The 12,210-nt window shown below is 74.0% G+C and carries 8 protein-coding genes; 1 reads left to right on the top strand and 7 read right to left on the bottom strand.

Translation table 11 applies throughout. The features are described from left to right. Positions 1 to 51 precede the first annotated feature (51 nt). Together HNP84_RS08165 and HNP84_RS08160 are read right to left on the bottom strand one after the other, a co-directional pair. A complete protein-coding gene (locus HNP84_RS08165; RefSeq protein ID WP_185048762.1) occupies positions 52 to 1,767 on the bottom strand; it encodes an ABC-F family ATP-binding cassette domain-containing protein in 1,716 nt (571 codons plus the stop codon). Positions 1,768 to 2,046: 279 nt separating this feature from the next. Then, positions 2,047 to 2,619 carry a TetR/AcrR family transcriptional regulator gene (locus tag HNP84_RS08160; RefSeq protein WP_185048761.1) on the bottom strand — a complete coding sequence of 191 codons (573 nt, stop codon included), beginning with the start codon at positions 2,617 to 2,619 and terminating at the stop codon, positions 2,047 to 2,049. 85 nt (positions 2,620 to 2,704) lie between these two features. Here HNP84_RS08160 and HNP84_RS08155 point away from each other — a divergent pair, with 85 nt between their 5' ends. Further along, positions 2,705 to 4,495 (top strand): AMP-dependent synthetase/ligase, encoded by a 1,791-nt coding sequence (locus tag HNP84_RS08155; protein WP_185048760.1) that lies wholly within the window; start codon positions 2,705 to 2,707, stop codon positions 4,493 to 4,495. On the opposite strand, the gene HNP84_RS08150 is transcribed toward HNP84_RS08155, so the two are convergent. The 5 genes from HNP84_RS08150 to HNP84_RS08130 form a co-directional block, all read right to left on the bottom strand. Next, positions 4,468 to 5,067, bottom strand: a complete 600-nt coding sequence (locus HNP84_RS08150) for a phosphatase PAP2 family protein (RefSeq protein ID WP_221335982.1) — start codon at positions 5,065 to 5,067, stop codon at positions 4,468 to 4,470. The two genes, HNP84_RS08155 and HNP84_RS08150, sit on opposite strands and share 28 nt — an antisense overlap. Positions 5,068 to 5,637: 570 nt before the next feature. Further along, a complete protein-coding gene (meaB, locus tag HNP84_RS08145) occupies positions 5,638 to 6,606 on the bottom strand; it encodes a methylmalonyl Co-A mutase-associated GTPase MeaB (RefSeq protein WP_185048758.1) in 969 nt (322 codons plus the stop codon). Further along, positions 6,603 to 8,774 carry a methylmalonyl-CoA mutase gene (scpA, locus tag HNP84_RS08140; protein WP_185048757.1) on the bottom strand — a complete coding sequence of 724 codons (2,172 nt, stop codon included), beginning with the start codon at positions 8,772 to 8,774 and terminating at the stop codon, positions 6,603 to 6,605. The genes meaB and scpA overlap by 4 nt, the downstream gene beginning before the upstream one ends. Continuing rightward, complete coding sequence (locus tag HNP84_RS08135) at positions 8,771 to 10,636, bottom strand: methylmalonyl-CoA mutase subunit beta (RefSeq protein WP_185048756.1); 1,866 nt, start codon at positions 10,634 to 10,636, stop codon at positions 8,771 to 8,773. The genes scpA and HNP84_RS08135 overlap by 4 nt, the downstream gene beginning before the upstream one ends. An 89-nt stretch (positions 10,637 to 10,725) precedes the next feature. After that, complete coding sequence (locus HNP84_RS08130; RefSeq protein WP_185048755.1) at positions 10,726 to 12,078, bottom strand: glutamate-cysteine ligase family protein; 1,353 nt, start codon at positions 12,076 to 12,078, stop codon at positions 10,726 to 10,728. Positions 12,079 to 12,210: the final 132 nt, after the last annotated feature.

Genomic DNA, 12,210 nt, shown 5'->3' with positions numbered 1-12,210 from the left:
CTATCGCCCGCTTGATTCATAACGTCAATCTCGCGCCGGGTGCGTAAAGGATCACATCTCGACCAGTCCCCTGGCACGGTCCACCCGCAGGGTCCGGGTGATCCCGATCTGGTCGAGGAACGGCAGGTCGTGCGAGGCCACGATCAGCGCTCCCCGGTACGCCGCCAGGGCCTGGGCGAGCTGCCGCACGCTGGCCAGGTCCAGGTTGTTGGTCGGCTCGTCGAGCAGCAGCAGCCGGGGCGGCGGCTCGGCGCACAGCAGCGCGGCCAGCACCGCGCGGAACCTCTCCCCGCCCGACAGCGTGCCGGCCGGCTGCTCGGCCCGCGCGCCCCGGAACAGGAACCTGGCCAGGCGAGCCCGGATCGCGTTCGGGGAGGCGGCGGGCGCGTACCGGCGGACGTTGTCCAGCACGCTCAGCTCGTCGTCGAGCAGGTCGAGCCGCTGCGGCAGGTAGCGCACGCCGGGCACGCCGACCTGGGCCCCGCCCACGGCGACGGCGCCGTGGGGCGTCTCCGGCGGCAGCTCGCCCGCGATGACGCGCAGCAGCGTGGTCTTGCCCGAGCCGTTCGGCCCGAGCAGCGCGATCCGCTCCGGCCCGCGCACGACCAGCTCCTCCAGCGCCTTGCCCTCGGCCTCGGCCTTGCCCTCCGCCTCCGTCTCCGCCTCGGCGTCGAGCGGGCGGCCGGGAGCCTCCGGCCCGGCGGCGTCGGCGGGGCGGAGCCCGGTGAGCGTCAGCACTGTGCGCCCGGCCGGCACCTCGGTCTCGGGCAGGTTGATGCGGATCTCGGCGTCGTCGCGCACCGCCTGCTCGGCCTCGGTCAGCCGCTCGCGGGCCTCGGCCAGCTTCTCCATGTGCATGTTGCGGTGCTTGCCCGCCGCGACCTGCGCCTGCCGCTTGCGCTCCTGCATGATGATCTTCGGTTCGCGTTTGTTGTCGAACATCTTCTTGCCGTAGCGCACCCGCCGGTCCAGCTTGATCCGGGCCTCGGCCAGCTCGCGGGCCTGCCGCCGCACGTCGGCCTCGGCCGTGCGCACCATCCGCTCGGCGGCCTCCCGCTCGGCGGCCAGCACCTCCTCGTAGGCGGTGAAGCCGCCGCCGTAGACGCGCACCTCGCCGTCGGCCAGGTCGGCGATCTGGTCCACGCGGTCGAGCAGCTCCCGGTCGTGGCTGACGATCACCATCACGCCCGGCCAGGAGTCCACGGCGGCGTACAGGCGGTTGCGCGCGTCGAGGTCGAGGTTGTTGGTCGGCTCGTCGAGCAGCAGGACGTCCGGGGCGCGCAGGAACCGCGCCGCCAGCCCGACCATGATGGTCTCCCCTCCGGACAGCGTGCCCACGGTGCGGTCCAGGCCGAGGTGGCTCAGGCCGAGCCGGTCCAGCTCGGCGCGGGCGCGCTCCTCGACGTCCCAGTCGTCGCCCACGGCGGCGAAGTTCTCCTCCGACACCTCGCCCCGCTCGATGGCGTGCAGGGCGCGCCGCGTCTCGCTGATGCCGAGCAGGTCGGAGACCGTGCGGGCGGCGCCGAGCGGCAGGTTCTGCGGCAGGTAGCCGACCTCCCCCGCCACCGACACGGTGCCGGCCTGCGGGCGGAGCTCGCCGGCGATGATCCGCAGCAGCGTCGACTTGCCCGAGCCGTTGACGCCGATCAGCCCGGTGCGGCCGGTGCCGAAGGCGACGTCCAGCCCGTCGAGCACCTTGGTCCCGTCGGGCCACGCGAAGGTGATCCCGTCGCAGACGATCGAAAATGACGTACGCGAAAATGACATACGCGGCCTCCCACGTGCAGGTCGATGAGTTTCCCCACATGCGGGCCCCGCGCCGTCGCCCATGGCACGCACCGCCGGTGACGGCGCCGAAGGGCGAACGGGACGTTCGAGGATGCCGGACCACGCCAGGCGTGGCGGAGTCGCAAAGGCCGGATCCGCGAAGGCAGGTGCGTGCGCGACAGAGCGCGGTGCCCTAGCCTTCGTTCCTCAACGGCCTTCCCCAATCAACGGCGACAAGACTTGACGACCTTAGCGTGTCCGCGCCCGCAGCGCAAGCGGTCAGCCGGGCCGGACGATGGACCAGGCGGCGGCGGTCACGAGAGGGCGGGCGGCGGCCAGGTCGAAGGCGTCCGGGGCGAGCAGGTAGCGGCGGGCGCACTCGTGCACCGGCCCCATGACCACCGCGTCCAGCGCCCACACCGGCATCGCGCGCACCTCGCCCGCGCGCGCCCGCTCGCCGAACCAGGCGGCGATCGGCGCCATGATCTCGGCCTTGTCGCCGGCCATGCCCTCGCCGAGCGCCACCAGGCCGGCGGCCGGGGCGCCGTAGACGAAGCGGGCCCGGGTGGGCTCGGCGGCCACCCAGTCGAGGTACCTGCCGGCCAGGTCGGGCACGACGTCGGCGGCGGGGCGGGCGTCCAGGGCGGGCAGCATCGCGCGTACGAGGCGGGCGAAGCTGTCGCGGTACAGGGCGGCGATCACCCCGCCCCGGCTGCCGAAGTGGTGGTAGATGCTGCCGTTGGAGGCGCCGGAGACCTCCGAGAGCCGCACGATCGTCAGCGCGTCGAACCCGGCGCCGCCGACGATCTCCAGGGCGGCGTCCAGGATCGCCTGACGCCGGTCCGCCCCCATCGCCATCCCTCCCGCTCACCCGCGCACGGCCGAGCGAAGCCCGCTAGAGTGCCACTCTAGAGTGACACTCCACCGGAGGTCGGACATGAGCGGTTCCATCCCCGCCCTGCTGAGGGAGCGGGCCACTGCGACACCGTACACGGAGGCGTTCCGTCACCCGGACGGAACCGGGTGGTCCTCCCTGAGCTGGTCCGCCGTGCAGGAACGGGTCAGACGGCTCGCGCTCGGCCTGGCCGGGCTCGGCGCGGGGCCGGGCACGACGGTGGCGATCCTGTCGGGCACCCGCGTGGAGTGGATCCTCGCCGACCTGGCCGTGCTGGCCACCGGCGCCGCGACCACGACGGTCTACCCGTCCAACACGGCCGAGGAGTGCGCGTACATCATCTCCGACTCCGGCGCGGCCCTGGTCGTGGCCGAGAACGCCGCGCAGGTGGCCAAACTGCGCGGCGTGCGCGAGTCGATCCCCGCGGTGCGCCGCGTGATCGTCCTGGACGGCGAGGCCGACGGCGACTGGGTGCTGCCCTGGCCCGAGCTGGCGGCCACCCCGGACGACCCGGCGGCGTACGACGCCATGGTGGACCGCATCGGCCCCGCCGACCTGGCCACGCTCATCTACACCTCCGGCACGACCGGCCGGCCCAAGGGCGTGGAGCTCACGCACGGCAACTGGCTGTACGCCGCCCGCGCGGCCCGCGAGATCGCGCTGCTGGCCCCCGACGACCTGCACTTCCTGTGGCTGCCGATGTCGCACTCGTTCGGCAAGCTGCTGGAGGTCGTGGTGATCGAGACCGGCACGCCCACCGCGATCGACGGCCGCATCGACCGGATCGCGGCCAACCTGGCCGAGCTGCGCCCCACCGTGATGGCCGCCGCGCCGCGCATCTTCGAGAAGATCCACAACACCGTGGTGGCGACCGTGCGCCGCGAGGGCGGGCTCAAGCCGCGGATCTTCCGCTGGGCGCGCGAGGTCGGCGTCCGGATGAGCCGGGCCCGGCAGGCGGGCGTCACGCCCTCGCCCTGGCTGCGCGCCCGGTACGCCCTGGCCGACCGCCTCGTCTTCGCCAAGCTACGCGCCCGCTTCGGCGGGCGCATCCGCTACTTCATCTCCGGCTCCGCGCCCCTGTCGCCGGAGATGGCGGAGTTCTTCGACGCGGCCGGGATGACGATCCTGGAGGGGTACGGCCTGACCGAGTCCTCGGCGGGCAGCTTCGTCAACCGGCCGGGCCAGGTGCGCTTCGGCACCGTGGGCCCGCCCATGCCCGGCACCCTGGTCCGGATCGCCGACGACGGCGAGATCCTGATCGGCGGCCCCGGCGTGATGCGCGGCTACCACGGGCTGCCCGAGGAGACCGCCGCGGCCCTGCACGACGGCTGGCTGCGCACCGGCGACATCGGCGAGCTGGACGAGGCCGGCCGGCTGCGCATCACCGACCGGAAGAAGGAGCTGATCAAGACCTCGGGCGGCAAGTACGTCGCCCCGCAGCACATCGAGGGCAGGATCAAGGCGGCCTGCCCGTACCTGTCGCACGTGGTGGTGCACGGCGACCGGCGCAACTTCTGCACCGCGCTGGTCACGCTGGACCCCGACGTGGTGCTGCCCTGGGCCCGCGCCGAGGGCCTGCCGGCCGAGCCGTCGGACCTGCCCGAGCTGGCCCGGCACCCACGCCTGCGCCAGGTCGTGCGGGAGGCGGTGGACGCGGTCAACGCCACGCTCGCCTCGTATGAGACGGTCAAGGACTTCGCCATCCTGCCCGCCGACTTCTCCGTCGAGACCGGCGAGCTGACCGCCAGCCTGAAGATCCGCCGCAAGGAGGTCGAGGCCCGCAACCGCGAGGTCCTGGACTCCTTCTACGCCGGCTCGATCGGCTCCGCCTGACCCTCCCCCTCACCCTCCCCCTCGCCCGCCGCCGGCCGGGGCCGGGGCCACAGCCGCCAGGTGAGCAGCCCGGTGGCGACCCCGACCCCGGCCCCCGCCAGCACGTCACCCGGGTAGTGCACGCCCGTGTACACCCGCGAGAAGCACACCGCCGCCGCCACGACCGCCACCGGCGCCGCCACCAGGCCGGGGGCCTCCATGGCCACGGCCGTGGCGAAGGCCGCCGCCGAGGCCGAGTGCCCCGAGGGAAACGACGCCGAGGTCGGCATCGCCAGCAGCCGCGCCAGCGGCAGGTTCACCGGCGAGGGCCGGTTCCGCCCGAAGATCTGCTTGCCCACCAGGTTCACCAGCGGGCTGGCCAGCCCGATCGCCAGCATCCCCCGCGTCGCCGCCCGCCGCAGCCGCGGATGCCCGCTGAGCGCGAACCCCGCCGCGAACCCGGCCCACAACAGCGAGTTGTCCGCCGCCCGCGACAACGGCGGCAGGATCTGCTCCCCGCCCGGCCAGTGCGCCCGCGCCACAGCGTGGAACAGATGCTTATCCAGTACATGCAACCGGGACTTGATCCGCATACCACCCATTCTCCCGTGCTCCGCCACCCCGGCCAGGGTCGCATCCGGGGCGATTCGGGCACGTGCCCTAATCCGCCGGGATGATGCTGTATATCGGCCGGAAAAGGAAACTCACCGAAGGCGCGTCTTTCCCGGATAACACCGAGTGCCACGGGCGACGACCTGGGCCGCGAAATAGAGGACCGGCTCGACGCGGAAGGCCACCTCGTCGAGATGCGGGCCCACAAATTGCTCGTCGAGCGCACGAAGGCCGCCGTGACCTCGTCGAGTTACCACGAGGACGCCGGCACCGGCCGCTTCGAGCGCATCGGCGTACGCGCCACCTGCACCTCGCATATCGCCCGGCGAACCCGCATCGGGGTGTCCGGCATGGTCACGTGCGCGAGCACCGGCGACTCGCCGTGGGTCGCCCTGTGCCCGGGGACCGAGATTGCGAACCACTGGCTCATCACCGAGCGATCGGCCACTCCGGCGGCCGGGGAATGGCCGAAGAAGATCGCCACCGCGCCGCGGAGCGCGTCCGGGGGCGGACCCGGGCCGCGCCGCCCTCGGGCGGGGCGGCGCGGCGGATCACGGGCCGGTGAAGGCGCGCAGGATCCGGTCGGCGGCCTGGGTGGGGGTCAGGGTGCCTTCGCGGACCTGGTGTTCCAGGGTGGGGGTCAGGGCCGTCACCTCGGGGTGGTTGTGGAGGCGGGTCAGGAGGCGGTCGCGGACCAGGGCCCAGATCCACTCGATCTGCTGGCGGCGGCGTTTGTCCTCCAGTTCGCCCGAGGCCGCCAGGGCGTCCTGGTGGGCGACGATGTGCCGCCACAGCTCCTCCAGGCCGGTGCCGGTCAGGCCGCTGCACGTCAGCACGGGGGCGGGCGCGGCGCCGGTGCGGAGGAGGCGGAGGGCGGCCGCCAGTTCCCGGGCGGCCTTCTTGGCGGCCATCTCGTGGTCGCCGTCGGCCTTGTTGACCGCGATCACGTCGGCCAGTTCCAGGACGCCCTTCTTGATGCCCTGGAGCTGGTCGCCGGTTCTGGCCAGGGTGAGCAGGAGGAAGGTGTCCACCATGCCGGCGACCGCGGTCTCGGACTGGCCCACGCCGACCGTCTCGACGAAGACCACGTCGTAGCCGGCCGCCTCGACCACGACCATGGCCTCACGGGTGGCCTTCGCGACGCCGCCGAGGGTGCCGGAGGTGGGCGAGGGGCGGATGAAGGCGTTCTCGTCGGCGGCCAGGCGGGTCATCCGGGTCTTGTCGCCGAGCACGCTGCCGCCCGTGCGGGTGGAGGACGGATCGACGGCCAGGACCGCCACGCGGTGGCCCCGGGCGGTGAGCATGGTGCCCAGGGCGTCCACGAACGTGGACTTGCCCACGCCGGGGACACCCGTGACACCGACCCTGCGGCCGTGGCCGGTGAACGGGGTCAGTTCCACCAGCAGGCGCTGGGCGAGCTCCTGGTGGTCGGGGCGGGAGGACTCCACGAGCGTGATCGCGCGGCCGATCCAGGCCCGGGAGCCCTCCTTCACGCCCTGGACGTAGTCTTCGAGCTTCATGCGTGGCCCAGGCGGGCGGACAGCTCCTTCAGCAGGTCGTGGGCGGCGTCGGCGATCACCGTGCCGGGCGGGAAGATGGCCGAGGCGCCGGCGGCGCGCAGCTCGTCGAAGTCGCCCGGCGGGATCACCCCGCCCACGACGATCATGATGTCGTCGCGGCCCGCCTCGGCCAGGGCCTCGCGCAGGGCGGGCACCAGGGTGAGGTGCCCCGCCGCGAGCGAGGAGACGCCGACGATGTGCACGTCGGCCTCCACCGCCTGGCGCGCCACCTCGGCCGGGGTCTGGAACAGCGGGCCCACGTCCACGTCGAAGCCGAGGTCGGCGAAGGCGGTGGCGATCACCTTCTGGCCGCGGTCGTGCCCGTCCTGGCCGATCTTGGCGACCAGGATCCTGGGGCGCCTGCCCTCGGCGCGCTCGAAGGCCGCGCACGCCTCGCGCACGCTCTCCACGCCGTGTCCCACCTCCTCACGGTAGACGCCGGAGATGGTGCGGATCTGGCCGGTGTGCCGGCCGAACACCTTCTCCAGCGCGTCGGAGATCTCGCCCACCGTGGCCTTGGCCCGTGCCGCGTCCACCGCCAGCGCGAGCAGGTTGCCGTCGCCCGCGGCGCCCGCGGTGAGGGCGGCCAGCGCCGCCTCCACCGCCGCCGGGTCGCGCTCCTCGCGCAGCCGGCGCAGTTTCTCGATCTGACGGCGGCGCACCTCGGTGTTGTCGACCTTCAGCACCTCGATCGGCTCGTCGGCCGCCGGGCGGTACTTGTTCACCCCGATCACCGGCTGCCGCCCGGAGTCGATGCGGGCCTGGGTGCGCGCGGCGGCTTCCTCGATGCGCAGCTTGGGCAGGCCGGCGTCGATCGCCCTGGCCATGCCGCCGGCCGCCTCGACCTCCTGGATGTGCCCCCAGGCGCGCCGCGCCAGCTCGTACGTCAGCCGCTCCACGTACGCCGAGCCGCCCCACGGGTCGATCACCCGGGTCGTGCCGGACTCCTGCTGGAGCAGGAGCTGGGTGTTGCGGGCGATCCTGGCGGAGAAGTCGGTGGGCAGCGCGAGGGCCTCGTCCAGCGCGTTGGTGTGCAGCGACTGGGTGTGGCCCTGGGTGGCGGCCATGGCCTCGACGCAGGTGCGTACGACGTTGTTGAAGACGTCCTGCGCGGTCAGCGACCACCCGGAGGTCTGGCAGTGGGTGCGCAGCGACAGCGACTTGGGGTTCTTCGCCCCGAACCCGTCGACCAGCCTGGCCCACAGCAGCCGGGCCGCGCGCAGCTTGGCGACCTCCATGAAGAAGTTCATGCCGATGCACCAGAAGAACGACAGCCGCGGCGCGAACCTGTCGATGTCCAGCCCGGCCGCGACGCCCGCCCGCAGGTACTCCACCCCGTCGGCCAGCGTGTACGCCAGCTCCAGGTCGCAGGTGGCCCCGGCCTCCTGGATGTGGTAGCCCGAGATGGAGATCGAGTTGAACTTCGGCATCCGCTCGCTGGTGTAGGAGAAGATGTCGGAGATGATCCGCATCGACGGGGCCGGCGGGTAGATGTAGGTGTTGCGGACCATGAACTCCTTGAGGATGTCGTTCTGGATGGTGCCCGCGAGCTGCTCGGGCGCCACCCCCTGCTCCTCGGCCGCGACGATGTAGAGCGCGAGCACCGGCAGCACCGCGCCGTTCATGGTCATCGACACGCTCATCTTGTCCAGCGGGATGCCGTCGAAGAGCTGCCGCATGTCGTATATCGAGTCGATGGCGACGCCGGCCATGCCCACGTCGCCCGCCACGCGCGGGTGGTCGCTGTCGTAGCCCCGGTGGGTGGCCAGGTCGAAGGCGACCGACAGGCCCTTCTGCCCGGCGGCGAGGTTGCGCCGGTAGAACGCGTTGGACTCCTCCGCGGTGGAGAAGCCGGCGTACTGCCGGATCGTCCACGGCTGGGTGACGTACATGGTCGGGTAGGGGCCGCGCAGGAACGGCGCCGCGCCCGGGTAGGTGCCGAGGAAGTCCAGGCCGTCGAGGTCGGCGGCGGTGTACAGCGGCTTGACCGCGATGCCCTCGGGGGTCTCCCAGGCCAGGTCCTCCGGCCCCGTGCCGGTCTCCTGGCGTACGGCCTCCACCCACTCGGCCGGGCCTGCGGGGGTCTGGCCGGACTTCAGCTCGATGTCGGAGAAGTCGGGGATCGTCACCGGGTCACCTCCTTCTCGATGTCGGCCTTCTCGATGTCGGCGAATGTGGCGCGCAGGACCGCCAGGGCGTCGCAGCCGGCGTACAGGGTGCCGTCCACACCCTCATACTCTCCCCTGCCGGCCAGCCATACGCGCGCGGCGCCCGCCTCGCGCAGCGCCGCGGCGACGGGCGCGGCGTGCTCGGCGTACAGCTTGTCGGCCGAGCACAGGCAGGCCACCCGGGCGCCGCTGCGGGCGTAGGCGGCGGCGATCTCGGCCGGGTCGGTGGTCGCGCCCGCGGTCGTCGTGGCCAGGCCGCCGGCCTGGAACAGGTTGGCCGCGAACGAGGCGCGCGCGGTGTGGGCCGCGACCGGGCCGATCGTGGCCAGGAACACCAGCGGCCGGGCGCCGGTCTCGGCGGCGATGGCGTCGGCGCGGTCGCGCAGCTCCTCGAACGGCGCGGCCGGGCGCACGAGCGGCAGCCCGCCGTCCTCGCCCCAGGCCGCGAGCCCGGTGCCGGGGCGGCGCACGACCGGCTTCTCGGCGGGGTCGGCGAACTCGCTCACCCCGGTGATCGGGGCGCGGCGGTGGCCGACGTCCTGCGCGCGCCGCGCCGCCGTGGCCGCCAGCCGGGCCTGGACCAGCCCGGACGCGAGCGCCGCGGCCATGCCGCCCGCACGCTCGATCTCCTGGAACCAGGCCCAGGCCGCTTCGGCGAGGCCGGCGGTCAGGCTCTCGGCGTACCAGGAGCCGCCCGCGGGGTCGGCGACCCGGCCCACGTGCGCCTCCTCCAGCAGCAGGGTCTGGGTGTTGCGCGCGATGCGCCGGGCGAAGTCGTCGGGCAGGCCGAGGCAGGCGTCGAAGGGCTGCACGGTGACCGCGCCGGCCCCGCCGACCCCGGCGGCGAAGCAGGCCACGGTGGTGCGCAGCATGTTCACCCACGGGTCGCGCGCGGTCATCATGGCCGAGGAGGTCACGGCGTGCTGCCGCTGCCCGCCGTCGCCGGGGGCGCCGCACGCCTCGGCGACCCGGGCCCACAGCCGGCGGGCCGCGCGCAGCTTGGCCACGGTGAGGAACTGGTCGGCGGTGGCGGCGTAGCGGAAGTCGATCTGGGCCAGCGCCTCGGGCACGCTCAGCCCCGCGCCCCCGGGCCGGGGCGCGGTGAGCGCGCGCAGGTACGCCACGCCGGTGGCGATCGAGCAGCCCAGCTCCTCGGCGTCGGAGCCGCCCGCGTCGTGGTACGGCGTGGCGTCCACGGTCACCGCCCGCAACCCCGGGTGACCGGCCGCGCACCGGGCCGCCTGCTCGACGGCCACCCCCAGGTCGGGGGCGCCGCCGGTGCGCGCGGCCAGGCCGATCGGGTCGGCGCCGAGGTTGCCGCGCACCGGCGTGCCCCGCTCGGCGGCGAGGGCGAACAGCGCCTCGGCCGCGGCGGCGGTCTCGGCCCCCGCGTCCAGCACCACCGGCGCGAGGTCGAGGTAGACCCCGGCGAGCACCCGCGGCAGCTCGGCGACCGGGATCGCCTCGCGGCCCACGGCCAGCCACAGGGAGGTCACGCCGTTCTCCAGGTCGGCGAGCACGGCGTCGGGGTCGGCGACCGCGTGCCGCTGCCGCACGTCCCAGCCGGGCAGCGGGCGGTCGCCCCGTACGTACGGGGCCCGGCCGGGCACCCCGGAGGCGTCGGGGGCGCCGGGCGCGTCGGCGGCGTCGTACAGGGGGCGCACGGTCAGACCGTCGTAGGTCGTGGCGGACAGTGCCCGCTCCGGGTCGTCGGTCTCGATCCCGGACTTGCGCAGCACGGCGAGGGCCGACTCGCGCCAGCTTTCGCGAGTCGCCGGCGGGAAGTCCGCGGCCAGTCGAAGTTCTTCGGGCGGCACCGTCATGAGTGGGATGGTAAGCGTCTCGGTACCTCAGCGCTCGGGCGGGGGGCGCGGGCGCGTCGCGGCGGCGTGACCGCGCAGGTCACGAGCGGTCAGCGGTAGCGGTGCAGTTGAACATACCGCGCCGGGCTGGGATCGGCGGCCCAGCGGGCGGCCAGGCGCTCGGCGGGCGTGGCGCCGGAGCGCAGCACCTCCTCCAGCGGGTCCAGGAAGCCGAGCACCCGGTCGGGCTCCAGGCCGTAGCCGACGCGCCGCTTGAGGCCGTCGCGGGCGATGCGCACCAGGTCGCCGCACAGGTCGTACACGCTGTCGCCGCCGATCCGCGCGGCCAGGCCCCGCACGGCCACCTCCTCGTACGCCCGCACGTGCTCCTCCAGCGTGTAGCCGCCCATCAGCTCCAGCGCCTCCTCGCAGGAGCGCCGGTCGTAGCCGAGCCCCACCCACAGCGCCGGCCCCGACGCCCAGTCCCGCTGGAAGGAGCCGTCGCCGATGCGCAGCTCCAGGGTCTCCCTGAGCCGGACGTACGGCCACGTGGTGGCGAGCATCGAGGTCCAGTCGGCCGGGCCGGGCCGGGTGCCGTCGCCGTACCCCTCCGCGAGCAGCCGGCCGAACGACATCCCGGGCGGCACGGCCCGCGCCTCGCCGCCGGGGCCGTTGCGGTAGATCGGCGGCAGGGCGAGCAGCCAGGCGACGACGCCGTCCACCACGTCCCGGCCGCCGAAGCAGTGCCGGAACACCCCGACGCGGCTCGGGTCCACCCCCGACCAGATCTGGATGCGGCGCGACAGCGCCCCGGTCAGCGCGCCCCCGTGCAGCGGCGAGTTCGCGAACAGCGCCGCCACGAGCGGGGAGACCGCGTTCGCCATCAGGAACTTGCGCGCCAGATCCTCCTCGTCGAGGTAGTCCAGGGTGGTCTGGATGGAGATGATCTGCGCCATCGCCGCCCAGCCGAGCGAGCCGGGCCCGATCTCGCGGTCGAAGTACGCCAGCATCAGCGGCACCCGCGGCTTGGGGGCCCAGTGCACGTCCTCGCGCCGGTCGAAGGGCAGCACGGCGCCCGACAGCAGCGCCACGTCCAGGTCGGCCGCGATGGCGGCCAGCGCCGACATGTCCGCGTTCACCCGGTCCACCAGCCGCGCCAGGCTGCGGTCGGGCGCCGAGGCGTACTCCAGCGCGCACCCCGACTCCAGCGCGATCTCCACTCCGTCGGAGCGCTTGAGCCCGACGATGTGCCCCCCTTGCCGCACCGGCGCCCCGCCCCAGCGGCTCATGATCAGTTCGAGCAGCGCCCCCACGCCTCGCTCGCCGTGGTACGGCCGCGACACCCCCGTACGCGGATCGACCACGCCCGCCTCGACCTCCACCCCCACGCGCTCCGCCCGCCCCGCCTGCCGGGCGAACGGCGCGCGCACCATGGCCTGCTGGTCGTCGCTGAGCATGGTCATCGAGCCTCCTTGACGCGAACACGGGATCTAAGGAGTGCAAGGCCGCCTGGCACGGGCGCGGGCCGGCGGAGCGCGGAAACGCCTGCGGGGGCCGCCGGCCCGCCCATGCCTCGGCAACCGTTATTCCCGCGC

Source organism: Thermocatellispora tengchongensis, from assembly GCF_014202315.1.
Classification (GTDB): Bacteria; Actinomycetota; Actinomycetes; order Streptosporangiales; family Streptosporangiaceae; genus Thermocatellispora; species Thermocatellispora tengchongensis.
The sequence above is the reverse complement of the archived record's forward strand: the minus strand, read 5'-3'. Positions and strand labels throughout refer to the sequence as shown.

Coding starts and splice junctions, on each gene's coding strand:
- meaB (WP_185048758.1), bottom strand. CDS start 6,606: ATGAAGCTCGAAGACTACGTCCAGGGCGTGAAGGAGGGCTCCCGGGCC.
- HNP84_RS08135 (WP_185048756.1), bottom strand. CDS start 10,636: ATGACGGTGCCGCCCGAAGAACTTCGACTGGCCGCGGACTTCCCGCCG.
- HNP84_RS08130 (WP_185048755.1), bottom strand. CDS start 12,078: ATGACCATGCTCAGCGACGACCAGCAGGCCATGGTGCGCGCGCCGTTC.
- HNP84_RS08165 (WP_185048762.1), bottom strand. CDS start 1,767: ATGTCATTTTCGCGTACGTCATTTTCGATCGTCTGCGACGGGATCACC.
- HNP84_RS08150 (WP_221335982.1), bottom strand. CDS start 5,067: ATGCGGATCAAGTCCCGGTTGCATGTACTGGATAAGCATCTGTTCCAC.
- HNP84_RS08160 (WP_185048761.1), bottom strand. CDS start 2,619: ATGGGGGCGGACCGGCGTCAGGCGATCCTGGACGCCGCCCTGGAGATC.
- HNP84_RS08155 (WP_185048760.1), top strand. CDS start 2,705: ATGAGCGGTTCCATCCCCGCCCTGCTGAGGGAGCGGGCCACTGCGACA.